This is a genomic window from Saprospira grandis str. Lewin (genome assembly GCF_000250635.1).
GTDB lineage: Bacteria > Bacteroidota > Bacteroidia > Chitinophagales > Saprospiraceae > Saprospira > Saprospira grandis.
In genome coordinates this window covers 2,277,265-2,296,934 of record NC_016940.1, presented here as the reverse complement: position 1 = coordinate 2,296,934, position 19,670 = coordinate 2,277,265, and the positions used below count along the sequence as shown (strand labels likewise).

General features: G+C 48.4%; 17 protein-coding genes. 3 read left to right on the top strand and 14 right to left on the bottom strand.

What is annotated here, in order from left to right; all coding sequences use genetic code 11:
• The first annotated feature begins 272 nt into the window (after positions 1 to 272).
• Positions 273 to 1,289 carry a tryptophan--tRNA ligase gene (trpS, locus tag SGRA_RS10220; RefSeq protein WP_015692604.1) on the top strand — a complete coding sequence of 339 codons (1,017 nt, stop codon included), beginning with the start codon at positions 273 to 275 and terminating at the stop codon, positions 1,287 to 1,289.
• A 44-nt stretch (positions 1,290 to 1,333) separates the two neighbouring features.
• On the opposite strand, the gene SGRA_RS10215 is transcribed toward trpS, so the two are convergent.
• The gene (locus tag SGRA_RS10215; protein WP_015692603.1) at positions 1,334 to 2,701 is read right to left on the bottom strand and encodes an ankyrin repeat domain-containing protein; all 1,368 of its coding nucleotides are present in this window, start codon (positions 2,699 to 2,701) and stop codon (positions 1,334 to 1,336) included.
• Between the two features lie 418 nt (positions 2,702 to 3,119).
• Here SGRA_RS10215 and SGRA_RS10210 point away from each other — a divergent pair, with 418 nt between their 5' ends.
• Positions 3,120 to 3,587: a hypothetical protein gene (locus SGRA_RS10210; RefSeq protein ID WP_015692602.1), complete on the top strand. Its 468-nt coding sequence runs from the start codon at positions 3,120 to 3,122 to the stop codon at positions 3,585 to 3,587.
• Positions 3,588 to 3,886: 299 nt separating this feature from the next.
• Here SGRA_RS10210 and SGRA_RS10200 read toward each other — a convergent pair whose 3' ends face one another.
• The 12 genes from SGRA_RS10200 to SGRA_RS10145 form a co-directional block, all read right to left on the bottom strand.
• Positions 3,887 to 4,660: a succinate dehydrogenase/fumarate reductase iron-sulfur subunit gene (locus SGRA_RS10200; RefSeq protein ID WP_015692600.1), complete on the bottom strand. Its 774-nt coding sequence runs from the start codon at positions 4,658 to 4,660 to the stop codon at positions 3,887 to 3,889.
• 39 nt (positions 4,661 to 4,699) lie between these two features.
• Positions 4,700 to 6,703: a fumarate reductase/succinate dehydrogenase flavoprotein subunit gene (locus tag SGRA_RS10195; RefSeq protein WP_015692599.1), complete on the bottom strand. Its 2,004-nt coding sequence runs from the start codon at positions 6,701 to 6,703 to the stop codon at positions 4,700 to 4,702.
• Positions 6,704 to 6,808: 105 nt separating this feature from the next.
• Positions 6,809 to 7,483, bottom strand: a complete 675-nt coding sequence (locus SGRA_RS10190; RefSeq protein WP_041329613.1) for a succinate dehydrogenase cytochrome b subunit — start codon at positions 7,481 to 7,483, stop codon at positions 6,809 to 6,811.
• A 347-nt stretch (positions 7,484 to 7,830) separates the two neighbouring features.
• A complete protein-coding gene (locus SGRA_RS10185) occupies positions 7,831 to 9,249 on the bottom strand; it encodes a hypothetical protein (RefSeq protein WP_015692596.1) in 1,419 nt (472 codons plus the stop codon).
• A gap of 300 nt (positions 9,250 to 9,549) precedes the next feature.
• Entirely contained in the window at positions 9,550 to 11,319 is a 1,770-nt protein-coding gene (locus SGRA_RS10180) for a MutS-related protein (RefSeq protein ID WP_015692595.1), read from the bottom strand.
• Between the two features lie 122 nt (positions 11,320 to 11,441).
• Positions 11,442 to 12,104 carry a hypothetical protein gene (locus tag SGRA_RS10175; RefSeq protein WP_245538534.1) on the bottom strand — a complete coding sequence of 221 codons (663 nt, stop codon included), beginning with the start codon at positions 12,102 to 12,104 and terminating at the stop codon, positions 11,442 to 11,444.
• Positions 12,088 to 13,635 carry a hydroxymethylglutaryl-CoA reductase gene (locus SGRA_RS10170; RefSeq protein ID WP_015692593.1) on the bottom strand — a complete coding sequence of 516 codons (1,548 nt, stop codon included), beginning with the start codon at positions 13,633 to 13,635 and terminating at the stop codon, positions 12,088 to 12,090. The genes SGRA_RS10175 and SGRA_RS10170 overlap by 17 nt, the downstream gene beginning before the upstream one ends.
• Before the next feature lie 318 nt (positions 13,636 to 13,953).
• The gene (locus tag SGRA_RS10165; protein WP_015692592.1) at positions 13,954 to 14,826 is read right to left on the bottom strand and encodes an alpha/beta fold hydrolase; all 873 of its coding nucleotides are present in this window, start codon (positions 14,824 to 14,826) and stop codon (positions 13,954 to 13,956) included.
• A 277-nt stretch (positions 14,827 to 15,103) separates the two neighbouring features.
• Positions 15,104 to 15,817, bottom strand: a complete 714-nt coding sequence (locus SGRA_RS10160; protein WP_015692591.1) for a PIG-L deacetylase family protein — start codon at positions 15,815 to 15,817, stop codon at positions 15,104 to 15,106.
• A gap of 13 nt (positions 15,818 to 15,830) precedes the next feature.
• Positions 15,831 to 16,469, bottom strand: a complete 639-nt coding sequence (locus SGRA_RS10155) for a peptidylprolyl isomerase (RefSeq protein ID WP_245538533.1) — start codon at positions 16,467 to 16,469, stop codon at positions 15,831 to 15,833.
• A gap of 126 nt (positions 16,470 to 16,595) precedes the next feature.
• Complete coding sequence (locus tag SGRA_RS10150; RefSeq protein ID WP_015692589.1) at positions 16,596 to 16,979, bottom strand: hypothetical protein; 384 nt, start codon at positions 16,977 to 16,979, stop codon at positions 16,596 to 16,598.
• A 3-nt stretch (positions 16,980 to 16,982) separates the two neighbouring features.
• On the bottom strand, positions 16,983 to 17,459 hold the full coding sequence (locus tag SGRA_RS10145; RefSeq protein WP_015692588.1) for a hypothetical protein: 477 nt from the start codon (positions 17,457 to 17,459) through the stop codon (positions 16,983 to 16,985).
• Between the two features lie 55 nt (positions 17,460 to 17,514).
• On the opposite strand from SGRA_RS10145, the gene SGRA_RS10140 reads away from it, so the two are divergent.
• A complete protein-coding gene (locus SGRA_RS10140; RefSeq protein WP_015692587.1) occupies positions 17,515 to 18,096 on the top strand; it encodes a hypothetical protein in 582 nt (193 codons plus the stop codon).
• Positions 18,097 to 18,560: 464 nt separating this feature from the next.
• Here the strand turns inward: SGRA_RS10140 and SGRA_RS10130 are convergent, their stop codons facing one another.
• The gene (locus tag SGRA_RS10130; protein ID WP_015692585.1) at positions 18,561 to 19,619 is read right to left on the bottom strand and encodes a PorP/SprF family type IX secretion system membrane protein; all 1,059 of its coding nucleotides are present in this window, start codon (positions 19,617 to 19,619) and stop codon (positions 18,561 to 18,563) included.
• Positions 19,620 to 19,670: the final 51 nt, after the last annotated feature.

The following is a 19,670-nucleotide window of genomic DNA, read 5'->3' as shown; positions in this document are numbered from 1 at the left end:
AAAGCCCGCAGGGCTGCAGGGCCGAGCGACCCGACCAACGGGAGCCGACGCAGCGAAGCAAGTAACAGCGAGCTGCGACAACCAGCCCCAAAGGGGCGCCAGTTCGATGACCAACGGGAATACATAGCCCGACCCGAGCGAAGCAAGGGGCAGCCCCAAAATTAACAGCAGACAAAAAAGCAGCAAGCAAAGGCCCCAAAAGCCAAAAGATTTTTAACTTTGATTCTTTACTATAACCATGTGGGCCTTTGGGTCCAAGAACTTTTAAGAAGATGAAAAAACGCGTTCTCTCAGCCATTCAACCTACCGGAGACCTTCATTTGGGCAACTACTTTGGGGCGGTCCAAAATTGGGTGCGCCTACAAGAAAACTACGATTGTACCTTTGGGGTGGTGGATTATCATGCCATGACCATGCCCTATAAAACCAAAAAACTGCGGGAGAATAGCTGGAACATGATTTTTAATCTTCTGGCCCTAGATGTCAAGCCAGAGTATCTCTTTTTGCAATCTTTGGTCCCCGAACATGCCGAGCTCTGCTGGATTTTGAGCTGCTTTTGCTCTTATGGCGAGCTGAGCCGCATGACGCAGTTTAAGGACAAAAGCCAACAGGTGAAAGAGGGCCAAAAAGATAGCTTTATCTCGGCGGCTTTGTTTAGCTACCCCGTTTTGCAAGCAGCCGATATCCTAATTTATCGGGCCGATTATGTGCCGGTGGGCAAGGACCAAGAGCAGCATCTAGAGCTTACTCGCAATATTGCTACTCGCTTCAATCAGGCTGTGGGCAAGGAGTTTTTTGAGCTGCCCGAGCCCCTATTTACAGAGTCGCCTAAGATTCGCTCTTTGGCCGACCCCAACCGCAAAATGAGCAAAAGCCTAGGCGAAAAGCATTATATCAGTGTTTTTGAAGAGGAAGCCCGCCTCTTTAAGAAGGTGGGTTCTGCCGTGACCGATACGGGAGCCGAACAGGCCCAAGGCATCATGAGCCCTGGGGTAGACAACCTCTTTACTTTGATTAAGGCGGCTGGACATATTACTGAGCATGAGCAATTATTGGCCGTTTATCAGGATCCCAACCAACAACTTTCTTATAAGGACCTCAAGGAGGCCGCAAAAACGGCTTTGGGCCAATTGATTGGCGGCTTTAAGGAAAAACGAGCCGAGGTTTTGAGCAATAAAAAGGAGTATAAGAAACAAATTAAGGCCAGCTCCGAAGAGATTCGGAAACGAGCCCAAGACTGCATTAAGGAGGTCAAGGATTTGGCTGGCCTAAGCAATGTTCGCTTCTAAAGTAGTAACCAAAAAGGGCGACCGTTTATCGGTCGCCCTTTTTTTTATGGTCTAGCAGGATAGCGTTTTCGCTGCAATTGCAAAAAGCGGCTGAGGGGCTTTTTGTGCCAGTCTAGGGCCTGCTTAGAGCGGCTGCGTTGCCAGCCTTGGGGGTCTAGCAAAATCAATTCGGGGGCCCGCCAATCCCAAGCCTTAATGCTATGAAGCTGAGGATCATGAGCGGCTAAAAAAGGCAGTTTTTCGGCCTTCATAAAATCTTCTAAGGGATAGGGTTTGGGGTCTAGAGAAATGACTAAAATCCGCCAATTTTGCTGCTTTTTGTCTAGCTTATGCAAAGAGCGGAGCTGTTCTTTGCAGCTTTCGCACCAGCTGGCCCAAGGCACAATCAGCAGCCATTCGCCTTGCAATTGCTTCAGACTGATAAAGCCTCCGCTCAGGCTGCGCCATTGCATATTTTGCAAAGGTTTTTCGCTCAGTTCTATATTCTGAAAAATGGGGTCTTTAAGCAGGGCCAAAAAACGGCGATCTTCGGCCTGCAGCTGCCCATTTTGCAAGATTTTCTGCCAGCTCGAGGAGCTGTTTTCGGCTAGAGCCAATAGGACGGCATCGGGCCGTAGCCCTTGGCGGTAAAGCCACTGAAAAGCAAAGAGATTTTGGGCCAAAAAGGCCTGTTCTAATAAGGGGGGGGCTCCTGCGCTAGCCACTAATTTGGCCCCTTTTTGTTTGAGCAGCGGCAGGAGTTCGTTGGCTTCTTTTTGTATGGCCAATTCTAAGGGACTACAGGCGCCCTGACAATTGGGGCGTTTGGCCTTGGCAGAGGCTTGTTTGCGCAACCATTTTTTGGCCCAGTCTATTTCGCCCTGCGCAATGGCCTCGGCCAAGATGCCCGGCTGTCGATAGTCAGCCCCATAAGAGAGCAATAGGCTAATGAGCTCTTCTCGCTTGGCCTCGGGGGCTTGCAGGGCATAAAATAAGGGGGTATAATGCTTGGGGCCAGCATTGACCAAAGCGCCTCTTTGCAGTAAAAACTCGGCCACCTCGACGCTTCCGTAGGCCGCAGCTACATGTAGGGGCCTACTCCCCTTTTGGCTTAATGGTCCGGCAGAGCGCCAACCTTCCGTCAAAGGGGCCCAAAGGCTTGCCCCATTATCCTGCAACAGCCGGACCAGCTCAACTTGTCCCATGGCACAGGCGGCCATCATGGGGGTCCAATAAAAACAATCCTCGGCATAGCGGCTATAGGTATAGCGGCTATCCAGTTGCGCCCCCTGTCCCAAAGCCGCCTCTACCTGCTCTAGGTCTTGATCAAATATGGCGGCAAAAAGGAGCTCTTCGGGGCTTTCAAAGCTCTGGGCGGCGCCTAGGTAGCTCAAGAAAATAAAAATAAGAGAGTAGAGTACAGTTGCTTTCATTAGGTCTTTATTAACAAGACGTTTTTTCTCCTCAAAAAGTTGTTTCAACTAGGTCTTTTGCAAGTAGTTAGGGGGATTGGGGGCCTCCCGCCTTCGGCGGGCGCTACGTTGCGCAGCTCGCTCTTCGCTCGGCCCTTCGCCGCTTTCAGCGGCTCGGTCTGGCCTGACGGCCACTGCTGCACATCGCTAGGCCTTTGGCCTTCGGCCATCATAGCTGCAGCTTAAAAGCCGCAGCCAATTTCGGAACAACTAAGCTAGATTTTGGCAGTCCTCTTGGCCTGCAGCTTAAAAGCCGCAGGACCTGAAAAATCTAAGTCCCTGCCTTCTATCCAAGAAGCAGGGGCTTTTAAGCTCCTGCGGCGAGCAAGATGATGGCCCAGCAAGATTGGCTGCGGCAGAACAACCTATCAAAACCTTTATGCCCTATTCTGCAGATGCAGAACGGCACATCAAAACCTTTACACCCTATTCTGCAGATGCAGAACGGCACATCAAAACCTTTACGCCCTATTCTGCAGATGCAGAACAGCATATCAAAACCTTTACGCCCTATTCTGCAGATGCAGAACAGCACATCAAAACCTTTACACCCTATTCTGCAGATGCAGAACAGCATATCAAAACCTTTACACCCTATTCTGCAGATGCAGAACGGCATATCAAAACCTTTACGCCCTATTTGACAGAGATCAAATACCCCATCAAAACCTTTACGCCCTATTTGACAGAGATCAAATACCCCATCAAAACCTTTTTGCCCTATTTGACAGAGATCAAATACCCCATCAAAACCTTTACGCCCTATTTGACAGAGATCAAATACCCCATCAAAACCTTTACGCCCTATTTGACAGAGATCAAAGGCCGAAGAAGAAACTTAGGCTGAAAAAAGACAGCTGAGCGGCCTAGCGATGTGCAGCAGTGCGGCGCAGCCGCAGACCAAGGAGCCGAAGGCGACGCAGGGCCGAGCAGACCTGCGAGCTGCGGAACGTAGCGCCGACGACCAAAGGGAGGCGGAGGCCCAAAAACAGCAGCGAGCTGCGGAACGACAACAAGGACTTCAGTCCGCAGTTCGACGACCAAAGGGAGTAACCGCCGACGAGCGTAGCGAGGCGGAGGCCCCAAAAAAAAGGTCAGTACCTCAGGAGGCACTGACCAGTATAAATTGGGATCAGAGGAAGCGGTTTATTTAGCAGCTTGGCGGTTAGAGCCAAAGACAGCGGCAATATACTCGCGGTTCATCTGAGCGATATTCTCGATAGAGATTTCCTTGGGGCATTCGGCCTCACAGGCGCCAATATTAGAGCAAAGACCGAAGCCCTCGCCATCCATTTGGCTGACCATATTGAGTACCCGTTGTTGGGCCTCTACATGTCCTTGCGGCATAGTGGCCAAATGCGTCACTTTAGCAGAAGTAAAGAGCATAGCCGAGGCATTGGGGCAGGCGGCCACACAGGCGCCACAGCCAATACAAGCGGCGGCATTAAAGCCCTTGGCGGCCACCTCTTGCTCGATAGGAATAGCGTTACCGTCGGGAGTACCCCCAGTATTTACAGAAACGTATCCTCCGGCTTGGATAATGCGATCGAAGGCAGAGCGGTCTACCACCAGGTCCTTCACTACGGGGAAGGCCTTAGCGCGGTAGGGTTCGATCCAGATCGTATCGCCATCATCGAAGTGGCGCATATGCAATTGGCAAGTAGTGGTACCTTGCATAGGGCCATGCGGGCGGCCGTTGATTACGAGGCTACAAGCTCCGCAGATTCCCTCGCGGCAATCGTGTTCAAAAGCGACGGGGTCTTTCTTTTGGGAGTTGAGTTGTTCATTGAGGACGTCCAACATTTCGAGGAAAGACATATGCGTATTGGCAGTCACCTGATAGCTTTCGAACTTACCGGCTTGGCCTGCACTTTTTTGTCTCCAGACGTTGAGCGTCAGTCTAATTTCGTCATGAGCCATAATATATGGAGTTTAAATAGTCAATAGATGTGAAAAGAATTACTTGTAGCTACGCGTTTTGAGCTCTACATTTTCGAAGGTGAGTTCTTCTTTGTGGAGTTCGGCTTGGCCGGGGCCTTTAAATTCCCAGGCGGCTACATAAGCATATTCTTTATCATTACGCTGGGCTTCTCCTTCTGGAGTAGCGTATTCATCGCGGAAGTGGCCACCGCAAGACTCTTTACGGTCTAGGGCATCCATAATCATCACCTCGGCGAGTTCGAAGAAATCGGCTACGCGGAGCGCTTTTTCGAGTTCGGGATTATATTCGTTGGCAGCGCCGGGGACGAATACATTTTTCCAGAACTCATCGCGGAGTTTGCGGACCTTTTGCTGTGCTGTTTTGAGGCCATCGGCATTACGGGCCATACCGCAGTACTCCCACATAATATCTACGCCTAGTTCGCGGTGGAAAGACTCTACAGAGCGGTTTCCTTGGATGCTAAGTAGTTTCTCGATACGTTCCTTCACTTCTTTTTCTGCTTGATCGAAAGCAGCTTGTTCGGGGCTAATCTTGGGTGTACGGATTTCGTTGGCCAAGAAAGTACCGATAGTGTAAGGGATGACGAAATAGCCATCGGCTAGACCTTGCATTAGGGCAGAAGCACCGAGGCGGTTAGCGCCATGGTCAGAGAAATTACATTCGCCTAGGGCGAAGAGGCCGGGGATCGTTGTTTCTAGGTTATAATCTACCCAAAGTCCCCCCATAGTATAGTGGATAGCGGGATAGATACGCATGGGTGTTTCGTAGGGATTTTCGCCAGTAATCTTCTCATACATTTCGAAGAGGTTACCGTATTTTGCAGAAACCACTTCTTTACCCCATTCTTTCACCTTAGCATCTGAGGCATCGGGCTGGCCTTTAGAGATAGCTACAGAGCGGCCGTAGCGCATAGTGTTTGTAGAGAAATCTAGGTAAACAGAGAGGCCAGTTGGTCCAACTCCACGTCCTTCATCACAAACATATTTAGCGGCTCTAGAGGCTACATCACGAGGCACCAAGTTACCGAAAGCGGGATAGATGCGTTCTAGGTAATAATCGCGATCTTCCTCGGCTACATTTTCGGGTTTAACTTCTCCTTTGCGGAGTTTTTCGACCATAGCCATATCCTTGGGCACCCATACACGTCCGTCATTACGGAGTGATTCTGACATCAGTGTTAGTTTAGACTGATAATCGCCCGAAACGGGGATACAGGTGGGGTGAATTTGGCAATAGCAAGGGTTGGCAAAATAGGCACCACGGCGGTGGGCTCTCCAGGCGGCAGAGACATTACATCCCATAGCGTTAGTAGAGAGATAATACACATTACCGTATCCGCCGGTACCGAGCACAACGGCATGAGCGGCATAGCGTTCAATTTTCCCGTTGAGGAGGTTACGGGCGATAATTCCGCGAGCTTTACCGTCTACGACTACCAAATCGAGCATTTCGTGGCGGTTATACATCGTCACGCTACCCAAAGAGATTTGGCGAGAGAGGGCACTATAGGCGCCCAACAAAAGCTGCTGACCAGTTTGGCCACGGGCATAGAAGGTACGAGATACTTGTACCCCACCGAAAGAGCGGGTAGCGAGTTCTCCACCATATTCGCGGGCGAAGGGAACCCCTTGAGCCACACATTGGTCAATAATATCGGTAGAGGCTTCGGCTAGGCGATGCACATTAGCTTCTCTAGAGCGGTAGTCTCCCCCTTTGATGGTATCATAGAAAAGGCGGTAAACGCTATCGCCATCATTTCGGTAATTTTTGGCGGCATTGATTCCACCCTGAGCGGCGATAGAGTGAGCGCGGCGGGGGCTATCATGAAAAGTAAAACAAGAAACATTATAGCCTAACTCTCCTAGGGTTGCTGCAGCAGAGGCACCAGCGAGGCCAGTACCAACAACGATAACATCTAGGCGACGTTTGTTATTGGGGGCTACTAGCGGCATAGTTGAACGATACTTAACCCATTTTTCGGCTAAGGGACCAGGAGGTACTTTAGAATCTAACTTTCTCATAAGAGTATGATTATTTTTTTAAAGTCGAGTTTGAATACTGTTGGCAGAGCCAAACATTTCGCTGCTAATAAACTAACAGCTAGCTACTTAGATAGTTTGCGCTATCTAGAGCATTTCCTTAACGTAGAAGAAGATTGGCATAGTTGCGAATCCGAGAGGGACAAGGATAGCAAAGGCAACTCCGATAGCTTTAACAACGGGAGTATACTTTTTGTGGTTGAGTCCCAAAGTTTGGAAAGCAGACTGAAAGCCGTGTAAAAGGTGAGCAGAGAGTGCAAACAAGCCCAATAGATAAACAATCACCACCCATTCTTGCTGAAAGGCAAGAGAGACCTCATAGTATAGGTCGCCTTCACGGGTAAGGCCAGTAAACTTAGCTTTGAGCCAGAACTGCGCCATGTGCAACAACAAAAAGGCGAGGATAAGTACGCCTAGCCACATCATGTTGCGAGAAGCTGCGCTAGCTTCTGTTTTAGCTTTTTCGCTGCCCTTATAGCGGCTGCTTCCTCCGGCAGAATTGCGGTTAGATACCCAAATGGCAATTCCCTGTACAGCATGCAGAAAAATGAAGAAATAGAGGCCCAAAGAAACCGTCTTAATGAGGGGGTTGTGGGCCATAAACTCGGCATATTCGTTGAAACTATGACCGTCGGCATCGGCAAACAGAGCCAGGTTACCAATCATATGCACCACCAAAAAGGTGCATAAAAAGAGACCGGTAAGACTCATGATGAGCTTTTTGCCCAAAGATGAAGTAAGAAATTTGACTACCCAATTCATGTGTCAAGATTTTGGTTCGATAATGTGTTTTCGTTCTCAGAAGAAGATATTTCTCCCAATTTTGTCTGTTTTTTGCTACAAACAAAGCGGCCGAAAAATATTAAATTTTGTCCTCTTTCTTCCCTTTTTTGTAAAGATAGTTACAGAAAGAGCGGGCAAAAGGCTTATCTTCTGAGCCAGATTTATATCTAAATTACTATATCAAAACCCAAGAGCCCGCTTTTTGCTTAAATAAAGGCCTAGTTGCTTCTTATTTAGAATAGTTTTAGATTTCTAATTCTTGGCCTCAGGGGCGGTTCTGGGCAAACAAAAGGCCCCGCAGCGAGCTGCAGGGCCTTTTGTTTTGCTTATTTTTTGGCCAATTGTTGGAGCAGCCAGTCTTTTTCGGTTAAGGGTTGGCGGCTTTGGATGTCGGCCTCTAGCTTTTTTTTCTCGGCTATTTTGGGGTATGGGGGTAATTGGAGGAGGCGGCGACAGAAGTAGAGAATATTCTTATAGTTCTCTCGGTGGTAGCCCAGTTGGTCCTTGCGTTGCAAATAGATTTTCATACTATTGATTTGGGCTTCTAGGGCCTCTAGTTCGCCTAATTCGTAGTACATTTTGAGTAAGAGCAGGCGGGCGCTCAGATTCATAAAAATATCGCCAAACTCAATTTCTTGCAGGGCCAGCATAGCTTGTTCATATTGGCCCAAATAATAATAGTATTCGCCTTGGGCATAATGTAAATAAGCGGCTCGGTGCTTGGGGTCTAAATAGGGTGGATACTGCTCAATAAACTCCTTGGCCCAGGCAAACTCTTTGCTTTTGAGGGCGGCCTTGACCATATTCTTAAAGCTACTTGTTGGCAGGCGGCCATTTTGGATGAGGATCCCTTCTTGCAGGCCCGACTTATAGAAATAGAGTAATTCTTTGAGATAGTGTTTTTGTCCAGAATTAGAGCGGCGAATACAGTAATTGATGGCCAATAGATAGAGGTCTCGGAGTTCGGCCTTGGGGAGTGTATTTTGAGCGGGGCCAAGCAGGGCCTTTTTAAAAGCTTGGAAACTGGCTTCGGGATAAGGCGGAAGTAAACTTTGGTAGCAAAAAAAATAAAGGGAAAGAGGACTATCCTGGGCCAAAAGCTGAGGGTTTTGCTGCACATATTGTTCGAGTAGTTCGACTAGGCTGCGGTTGTACTCTACCTTATAGACTGCTTCATGGGCCAGCATCAGGCAAGCTTGTTTGAAGCGTTCGGCTAGAAAGTAAATATCAAAGCTTTGGCTCAACTTAAGTAGATTTTTGGCTTGGTGTCTACGTTCTGAGGTAGACTGTTCGTAGCGTTGGTACTCTAAGTAATAGCCGTATCTATAGTAATTACTATCTCGGAGCGGAGACTCTTCTCTTAGGGCTTCGGCTTTTCGCCAGCTTTGTCTAAAATGCTTATCGAGGCCCAATTCCAGATAGCTGCGGTTGAGTTTGATTTGTGATTCTAGGGGTTCTTGCTCGATGCGTTCGACCAACAAAAAGCGTTCGATCAGTTGGAGGAGCATAGACATCAGATGGTCCATTTTGGCCACCTTATAGGGGCCTTCAAAAAGGGCGGCATAGACCGTTTCTTTACGTAGTGATTGGCGATCTGTTTCGGTTGCATGATTGTGTATATAATCATAAAGGGCCAAAATATCTTCTCTTTGGTTGTGGTAGGGAGAAGACAAAAAGCGGCCTAGGCGCTGCTCTTGAGCAGTTCCCAAAGAGCGATATAAGGCAAATAGTTTACTCTTGTACATAGGTCCCTTTTCTTAGACGGATGAAGAGGAAAGCCATTTTGGCGCATTCTGAGGAGCGAAGCGACTGGCCTAGCGATGTGCAGCAGTGGCCGCAGGCCAGACCAAGGCGGCAAAGCCGCCGCAGGGCCGAGCAGACCTGCGAGCTGCGAAACGTAGCGCCGACGAGCGAAGCGAGGCGGAGGCCCCAAAACAGCAGCGAGCTGCGAAACGACAACAAGGCCTTTAGGCCGCAGTTCGACGACCAGCGGGAGTAACCGCCGACCAGCGAGGCGGAGGCCCCAAACCTATATATACAACAGCCTACAAATATTTCCGCATCAGGAAGCTGGCCGATTGATTTTGGCAGATACCCGTTCTTAGTTTATAGTCAAAATAGAGTTCTTGTTCACGGATTTCGACCTCAAAGCAGGCATTGAGCAAATAATTGGGATAATTGGCTTGTAGGGCACAGACCTCGAGGTCGTGTGTAGCCAAGGCGCCAACGGCCTTATACTCCACTAGTTTTCGGAGTACGCCCAGAGTTCCGTTGCGTTTATCATCGGAATTTGTACCGCGCAGAATTTCGTCTAGGAGGACAAAATGGGGTGCTTTTTTTAGGGCTTCAAGAATAGTTTGCAGGCGTTTGACCTCGGCAAAAAAGTAAGAGGCATTTTCGCTGAGCGAGTCATTGACGCGCATCGACAGATAGAGCGGCAGGGCTTGTAATTGAGCCGTTTTGGCGGCCACTACCGAGCCCATGCGGGCCATGACCATAGCGAGGCCCATAGCGCGGAGGAAAGTACTTTTGCCCGACATATTGGAGCCCGTGAGGATAATTAGCTTTTGTTGGCGGAGATCGAGTTCGTTGCCCACCGCCTGTTCTGGGGGAAGCAGCGGATGTTTCAGGTCTTCAAAATAGAAATCGGGGGTATTTTGCAGTTCGGGAAACTGGTAATCGGGGCGATTATAGGCCAAATTGGCCAAGGAATTCAGGCTTTCGAGCTCGCCTAGCAGCAGCAACCATTCGTTGAGTTCTTTGGCGTATTTTTTCCGCCAATTGTAGAGTTGGGCCAAAAGGTGGAGATGATAAGCGCCGATGCCGTTAAAGATCAGGGCGCCGACCAGATTGCTAATACTATCGAGGCCAGCCAGCAGGCGGCCCAATTGGCTAAGGGCTTGGGCGGCTTCTGGGCCATTTTTGCGCAAATTGGCCTGCATATTTTGGAGTAGCGGCGATTGCCAGCTTTTCTTCTCGAACAATTGGAGGAGAATGCCGTATTGGCGGAGTGTAGGCCGCAGGCGGTCCAGTTGTAGGCTTTCGGCCTGAATGGCCTTAAGATGGCGTTGGACCAAAATAATATTGAGGATAAAAAAGGCTTCGGTCAAGCGTTCCCAAAGCAGGCTAAACGTAAATATATAGGCGATAGCGGAAAGCAAAAGGCCGATAGGAAAAAGGAAGCGGAGAACATTTGCTAAAGGATGAACTGAAGAGGCCGCTCTTTGGGTCCAGCGCAAAAAATCGGGATAAAGGCTTTGGCTGCCTTTGGGTGCTAGGCGAGCTTGGGCCAAAAACTCTTGCCGCCAGTCGAGTTCGGCTTTAAGCTCTTCAATAGCGGCATGTCGGGCCAGAATATCGGCCTGTTCTAGGCCCTCTAACAAATCTTTTTGGAGTGCGGCTTGGCCCATAGGGGTAGCCGTGCGGTTGAGCAATTGGTAGAGCGAATTAGGGCCAAAAAGATCTAGATCATGAGAATAGGGATGATCTTGAGGGGCCAGCGCCTGACCATCATCAAAGGGAAGCGCTCCATTTTGGGTATGGGCCAGCTCCTGCTCATTGATAATACAAAGTTCCTTGAGGCGGTCTCGTTTGCGTTTTACCTGATCGTGCAGGCGGAGCAGGCCAAAAAAGGCCAGCGTACTGCCCAGCAGCAAATAAGCCCAAAGACTTTCCTGATTATCGAGATAGTAATAGCCAGCAACAATAAAGAGCCCCACCGTAATCAGGCGGGCAATACTCAGCAGATTGAACTGTTGTTGAGCCTGTTTGTGGGCAGCAGTAAATTGGTCGAGGCGTTGAGCGTAGATAGACATGTGGCTATATTTAGGGGCAAAATTTGACGAGCGCAAAATAAGGCGCAGTTTGGAGTTCACAAAAAAATAAAAAGGCCCAGCTTAGAAAAGCTGGGCCTAAACATTTAGGAATTAAGTCCTAATTATTTTGTGATAACAGTTTCGCAAGTATCTACGGTGTTATCGCTATAAGTCACTGTGTAGTTCAAAGTGATCTCGCTACCGCTGATTGTACCAGTACCGTTAAATGTGCGGCCACCAATATCAGTATCGTCGATCAAAATATCGTAGCTGCTAGTAACTTCCATATTTACAACATTGTTAGCACCAAATCCACCCAAGTTAGTAGTAGAAAGGTTTACTGAGTCAGTTACAGAAACAGTCATGTTGTAAGCCTGAGTGTAATTACCTGTCTCTCCATAAACAGTGTCAGCAGCAGGAGCGTTGGGTCCAGCAGCAAACTTAGCCGCCCAAGTAGTGTTACATAGGCCGTCAGCATCTTGCTCATAGCCATAAACACACTCACAAACGCCTTCGTTACAGCTACCGAAGTCGCCGCAAACTACGTCTTTACAGGGATCGTCTTCAGTACAAGAAGTGGTGAAAGCAGCAACTAGAGCAGCGAACGAAAGAAATTTCACAAGATTTTTCATAGATGTGTGATTTTGTGTAAAATAAAAGCACTGCAAAATTACAGTTTTTACGGAAAGTAAATTGACAAAAGCGAAAAAAGATAAAATTTGCAGCAATTTTTTCTCTTTTGCTAGCCTTCCTAGGCAAAAACGGTGCCTATCGGTTCCTTCCATATTGTTCATGGCTAGATACCCAATCGGAAGAGGAGATGGCCGAGGCCAAAGAAATTTCTCCAGCAAGCACTACTCCCGCAATGATTTCAGCTAGCTTATTGACCTTATCGCGGCCTACACAACCCAACATGCTCAAGCATTCGTTCTGGGTGGCGAGGCCTGTTCCGCCTCCAAAAGTGGCCACAATCAGCGAAGGGATGGTGATCGAGAAATAAAGGTCTTTTTCGGGCGTGAGCTCACAGTAGACCAAGCCCGCAGAAGATTCTGAAACGTTGGCTACATCTTGGCCCGTAGCAATGAACATGGCCGTAATGGCATTGGCTGAGTGTAGACCGTTGTTGTTGGCCCCCGACATAATAGAGCCAATATTGGCCACGCCATAGTGGTAGGCCAAACTTTCGGGCTCTACCCGCATATTTTGAATGAGTACATCTCGCTTGAGTACGACCTCGGCAGTTACTCGTTTTCCTCTAGTGCGCATGATGTTTACCTGAGAGGCTTTTTTATCAGTCGCAAAATTCGACTCTAAGTAAAAGTGCTCTACTTTATGGTCCTTATAGGCGTCTAGAATCCAACTACAGGCCGCAAAAGTAGCTCTACCCACCATGTTTTGCCCCGCAGCATCTCCCGTAAAGAAGTTGAAGCGGAGGTAGGCAAATTTATTGGCCAAATAGGGGTCAATGTATTGCAAACGAGCCACACTTGAGGTAGCTTCGGCTTCTTCGGCAATTTTGGCAAAATTAACCTTTACCCAGTCTACAAAGTCACGAGCAGCACGGGCATCCTCAAAAACAAAAACGGGCGCTCTTTGCATCGAATCTCTTTGGACCGTACATTTTACCCCTCCAGAAAGGTTAACAACCTTAATGCCTCGGTTGTAAGAGGCCACTAGGGTCCCTTCTGAGGTGGCCAATGGAATCAAAAACTCGCCCTGGGCAAATTCTCCGTTTACTTGCAAAGGCCCAGCTACACCCAACGGAATCTGAGCCGCTCCAATAAAGTGCTCGCAGTTTCCATTACAGCTATGCGGATCAAAAGAGTATTGTCCAACATGCTCCATTTTGGCCCCCGTATAATCCTCTACAAACTTTTGACGCTCCTTAATAATGGCATCGCCATAGTCATCGCTCCGGTCTCTAGGAATGCTAACCGTAGGCTCCGATTTATCCGAAAGCCCATCTTCTACCACTAAGGTCAATTCGCCAAAAGGCTGAGCAGAAAAAACAATTTCTACCTCATATTTTCCATTAGGCAATTGGGGCATGGCACAATGTAACTGAAAACTGGCCTTTAGGGGCAAATCTAAGGGCGCGGCTTCGGTCAAACTAGCCGCAGCCCGCTGACTGCCATCTTCTAGCAAAAGCGTAATTTCATCCGCCTGCAGCCGATGGTCTCCAATACGCACCGATTTGAGTTGGGTAATCTGCGTATCGCTCAAACGATTTTTCATCATGAACTGCAAACCGCCCTCTACATTCGCTAGGCTATTAAAGTTATACAGTTGCTTAAGAATAAGGCTTGGAACTAACATGGGTTATCATTTTATGAACTCACTCAAGATCAAATTCTTCAATAAGTTATATGGCTAAAAGACTATTTTTCATTAGGCTAAGAACTTTTTTTGGGGGCTGCCCACTCGCTTCGCTCGGGTCGGGCTCTGTCGTGGCTCGCAAGTCTGCTCGGCCCTGCGCAGGCTTTGCCTGCTGGGTCTGCGGCTGCGCCGCCCCACTTTCCATCCCTCAGCCTGCGGCCCTGCGGGCCTGTAGATCGCAGATCTAAGGCAAGATTAAATTATTAAATATTCTGCAAGCTTTGCAAAAGGAGCCCTTTTTTTCTTCCATTTATTTTTTTAGCCCTCAGAAATATGGGAAAATTCCGCACTTTCCTGCAAAAAATGCAAGAGGTCTAAAACGCTTTCTTCCGGAATTTCCTCCATCGGGATATGCCCTACCCTAGGGTAAATCTTTTGCCAAGAATGAGGCAGTAGCTTATGAAACCGATCGGCATTATGGACCGGAATCCACATGTCTTCTCTCCCCCACATCACTAAGGTGGGGTTGCTCACATATTTCAAAAATGGACTATGGTCCGTATAAGGCGAATTGACGAGCTTGAGAAAGGCGTCATTGTTCCCCTCTCGACTAAATAGCTCGTAATAACGATCTACCAAGGCATTGGTCACTTTATCACTATCGTAGTATACCTGCCGCAAAAAACTCTCTAAAATGGGTTTCCGAACCACATACTTGACCACCCGACCAAAGATGGGCGCTTGGGCCAATTTAAAGGGTAAGGGCACATTTTCTTCCTCCATAAAACCCGCCGCATCAATAAGGACCAATTTTTTGACCCTTTGGGGATAACGATAGGCAAACTCCCAGCTGATCCAGCCCCCCAACGAATTGCCCACCAAATGAAACTGCTCTAAACCCAAAATATCCAGAAACTGCTTGAGCACCCGAATATGATTTTCCATCGTATAATTGCCTGTAGAGTTGGGCCCTGTCAAACCAAAACCCATCAAATCTAAGCGAATCACCCGATAATGGCTTTTGAGGTATTTGGTCCATTCATTATAGGTATGTAAAGAAGAAAAAGCCCCATGCAAAAGGAGCAAGGGTTCTCCAGTTCCCTCATCTCGATAATGGATGAGCATATCATCTACAACCAAAAAACGAGAGGCGTCGGTGGTGTACTTAAATAAGAGTTCTCTTAACTGCATAATGATTGATTTGGCTAGCCTAAAGTACAGTTTTTTTTAGGTTTTTTTGGCCCTTTTTGGATGTAGCAGGGCGCAAAGCGCCCGCAGGCCTAGGGATGGAAAGCGGGGCGGCGAAGCCGCAGACCCAAGTTTTTGAGCAAAGCGAAAAAACTGCAGGGCCGAGCAGACCTGCGAGCCGCGACACAGCCCGCAGCAAGGCGAAGCCGCAGCTGAGGCCCCAAATCCTTAGATAAAAAAAAAGTCACTGCCTAAATCATTAAGCAGTGACTTTTGGGCCTTAGAGGCCAGCCGTTAGTTCTTGGACTGGCGGCTCGAAATTTTCTTGAAAAAACTCATAATGGGCCTTCTCATCCAATTTGTTGAGAATCCCCGACTCTTCGATGACCTCTTGATAGCTTTCATAAGCCATCAGGGCCTCCCGATTTTTCTGTATCGCTTGGACCGAAAGCGGCTCAATGCAATCAATCCGCTCTTTTGTAGAATGGCGCATACGGATAAAATCTCCGCTGAAAGTAGCTTGTCCATGGTCCGGAATGGTATAAAAAGCCAAACGCTTGATTGGCGAATGCCCCTCCGTTTTTAGCTCCAAAAAGCATTGTTTGATGAGGCTATGCGTGACCAAATGGTCGTGAAAGCCGCTAATGCCATGCACCGGATAAGAGACCAGGATCTCAGGTTTCAGTTGCTGGATAAACGCCTTGAGTTCTTGGACCAACGGACGAGGATCAAGGTCTTGAAGTTGGCTATCGGGCCAGGTCCAGACGGTAAGCGAAGAAAGGCCCAAAACCTGCGCTACCGCCTCCATTTCTTTTCGGCGGACTTGGCCCATTTCTGCTTTAGAAAGGTCCAATTTATGGCGCATTCGGGTGGCTTCCCCCTCTGTTAGGGTCAGGAGGTGGACCTCATGCCCGGCTTGCAGTTGCTGATAAATAGCGCCGGCAGGGCCATAAGATTCGTCATCGGGATGTGGAAAGACATAGAGTATTTTCATGATTAAAAGGCGTTTAGCCCTTTACGATCACGGCTTTAATGATGCGGACATCTTGCATAGGGCGGTCCATCTGATCGCAAGGGACATTGCTAATAGCATCTAGCACCTCTTCGCCATCCACCAACTCTCCAAAAACGGTATAATCGGCATCTAGATGGGGCGTTCCGCCTTTTTCTAGATAAGCCTTCTTCTGCGCTTCTGAATATTTAAACTTGCGAATATTCTCTACTTTTTGGAGGAAATCCTCTTCTACCTTTTGGCCTTGCACAATATAAAACTGTGATCCGCTAGACTTTTTGAGGGGGTTGCCAATTCCACCTTGGCGAGCGGCAGCAATGCGGCCCTTAAGATGGATATGATTGAGTGTACTATCGGCATTTACGCCTAGTTCGGCATCAATTTGATAGCCGGGGCCACCCATACCTAAGGACTGGCCAGGCTTAGCTTCCTTAGAATCGGGATCGCCGCCCTGCACCATAAAGTTGGCAATGACACGATGAAAAAGCAAGCCGTTATAGTAGCCTTCTTTCACGAGTTCTACAAAATTGTCGCGGTGTTTAGGGGTCGAAGCGTACAATTGGATTTGCAGGTTTCCTTTAGTCGTTTGCAGCTCAATGATAGGAGAATATTCTGCAGATTTTGGATTAAACATAGGCTTTTGACAGGCGCTAAATAGCATAAATGTGACAAAAAATAGCAATGCAAACTTAGGCAATTGCCGATAAAATGTATTCATGTAGCTACAATTATTATTAGAACATGAAAATAAATATTTGGTTTAGTTGGGATTTTCTTCTTTGGGCAGCTCTAACTCTTCTTTGGCATATCGGAGCAGCAGAGACTTAAGGAGTTTTTCTTGCTCTTTGATGCCCATTTTTGGGGCTAGGCCAAGGTTGCGATAATGTGGCCAGCCCTCGGCATCTAGGCCTTCAAACTCAAAATAGCCTTCATAGGCCAAAAGGCGGCAAGAGGCCAGCTGCATGAGGTCTTGTTTTTCCTCTTTGGTAAACTCCTCTTTCAGTTGCCCAAGTTCTTGGATACCGACAAGTAGGAGCATGGCCTGCAGATTGGGCAGGCTCTCTAGTTGGAGTTGATTTTTAAATTGGTGGCGGAGTTGTAGCCATTGGAAATCGAACTCCCAATCTTCTGTTGGTTCGGCCATACATTAGGGTTGCAGCAAGCGGTTCAGCTCAGTTTTAAGATGTTGTACTTCTTGTTTGAGGGCCGTGTAAAATAGGCCAAAAATGGCCAAAAAGAAGAGGATGGGCAGAAAAAAAACCAGATCTATCCATTGGTCTAATTGGCTGAGGCCCAAAAATACGAAACTCAGGCCCAAAATAAAAAGTAGGAAGATCACAAAAAGGGCCAGCACCCATTTGGAGGGAGAAATTTGCAGAAAGAGCGCACTTTGGTCTTTGCCCCAGCTATGCCACTGGCCTTTAACCCAAATGGGGAAACTGAGTCCCTGAGCGGGTTTATTTCGACGAAAATGGATGCGTTCCCCCTTAATTTGGCCCATAAAGGGGGCATTGGGTTGCTGTTCATTGGCCAGCAGCGGGGCTAGGGCTTGCGCAAGTTCTGCCGCTGGTTCTGAGCGTTGTATTTGGAGCTGGGCTTGGAGCCCGATAAATTGAAGAAGCATAATATAGGGGGATAAAGTAATTCATTCATCTAAACAACAACTAAACTTAGATGATATGAAAAACATTTTTTTGATTTTGATTTTCAGTTTTGGGGCTACTTTATTGTTTGGACAAAAGGAAGATGCGAGGATTATCAATGGCGCTCCTGCCCCATTTCATTGGTTTGATCATTTGGGGCCCAATTTGGGGGTTACGGCATTTTTGCCCTATGAAGATAAGGGTTTGGGGCCATTTATTGGGCCTGAGTTTGGCCTAAATCTTTATATGCGGAATCGGGCGCATGCTCGGACGGGCCCCGCTTATTTTCGGGTCTATGCTCAGGCGGCTTTGCTGCGTAGCCAATTGCAAGACACCTCTTCTATTTTGAGTAGTTCTTTGGGGGTCGAGTTTTCCTTTGAGGACCGCATCAAGCGGGCTGTTTTTGTTCCCTTTTGGGGGCTAGAATATGGCGGTATCCAGCGGTCTGATTTTGAGAAGGCCCGTTCTCGGGCGGCCTTTATTTTGGGCCTCAATCTCTTGCATACCCGACAAGTCATTTGGCGAGTTCGGGGGGCCTATAGCTATGGCTTTGGGGCCAACTTCGAGGAGTTTTCGGGAATCTATATGCAGACGACCTTAAGTTTTAGGTTTTGGTAATTTTGGGGCCTCCGCCTCCCTTTGGTCGTCGGCGCTACGTTCCGCAGCTCGCAAGTCTGCTCGGCCCTGCGGCGGCTCTGCCGCCTTGGTCTGGCCTGACGGCCACTGCTGCACATCGCTAGGCCAGTTGCTGCCTGGCGGGGCGGCTTTTTTCTTGGTCCAAACTCCCCGAGGGATTCCCTAAGGAATCCCATAGAGGGGAGGGTGGGCGGGGACATATCAACAGATGAGGAGCGGCAGCGACGAATACCATTTTTGCGGTTTGCAGGCGGCGAAGCCGCCGCAGGCCCAGCGCTGCGGAGCGGGTGGCCCGAAGGGCCAGACCCAAGCCGCCGCAGGCGGCTGCAGGGCCGAGCAGGCTTGCGAGCCCCGCAGCATAGCGGCGGCCGGAACGGCCGCGGGCCCCAAAAAAAAGGCCCAGCCTTTAGAAAAAGCTGGACCTAAGATATTGTATTATAGCTATCCTAGAAAGTAGGACATCCCATTTTGCGACTGCGAACACCGCAAAGCGTGTAGACATAAGAGACCTCGAAAGCACCATTAGAATTGGTGGCGGGGCGCAGGGCCGAGATATTCAGGTCATAGCTGAGGCCAAAAGTAGAGCTGCCGTAGCGCATACGGGCGGCAATAATAGCGGCATCAGAGGCAATTTGTCCTGTTCTTGATTGCACTAGGCGGAACATAGGGCCAATTTCGAAAGCTTGATTAGAGTAAGCCCGTTTGCTATAATCGAATCGGACCATAGCGCCAAAATTCACTTCTGTAGAAGGGCCTTGGAAAAGCATAATCATATTGGGGACAACAGCCAATCGGCGTTTGATGCGAAAATCTCCACCAATATGTACCGTTGTCTTCATATAAAGCGGATCAAAGCCATTTTCGATAAAGGCAATATTAGATTGCGTAAGATGGTCAAAAGCGATACCAGCGAAGACATTGCTTTTATCTTTTTTATCGAGGGCCATCCACCAGAACAAGCCAGCGCGAACATCGAGGTTTGTTATATTATTATTCCAGTTAGCCAGATTTTCTCCAGAAGAATTAGCGCCATTATAGGTATCGCCATCCCATTGTTCACCAAACTGAAGGCCAAGCGTTTCGATACTTCTTTGAGAGAAGCCCACAGCACCACCAGCTACCAAATACATATTATTAGAACGGCGGCCGCCTAGGCGCTTGATATAAGAAGCGCTAACCGAGCCATGCACATTACTAAAAGAAGAGGTACCCGCCTTATCGGCCCAAAGGTTCACGCCAAGGCCCCAGTAATCATTTTTTCCAACATCGAAGCGAGTTTCCATACCAGCGGAGAAGGTACTAAAGGCCTTATTTCCGAGAGCGCTTGCCCATTGGTTGCGATAGATAGCAGAGAAGCGCATATCACAGCTAAGCACGCCCGTTGTTGCTGGATTCAGGTTGAGGGGCGAAGCATAGAACTGTGAAAAGTGGATATCCTGGGCCTGTAGAGAAGAGCCAGCAAAGAAGCAAGCTAGCGCCAAATATAGGAGTCTGGACAGTTTCATGATAGGCTATTTTAAAGGCTGTGAGAGCAGCTTATAGGTTTATAAATTTGT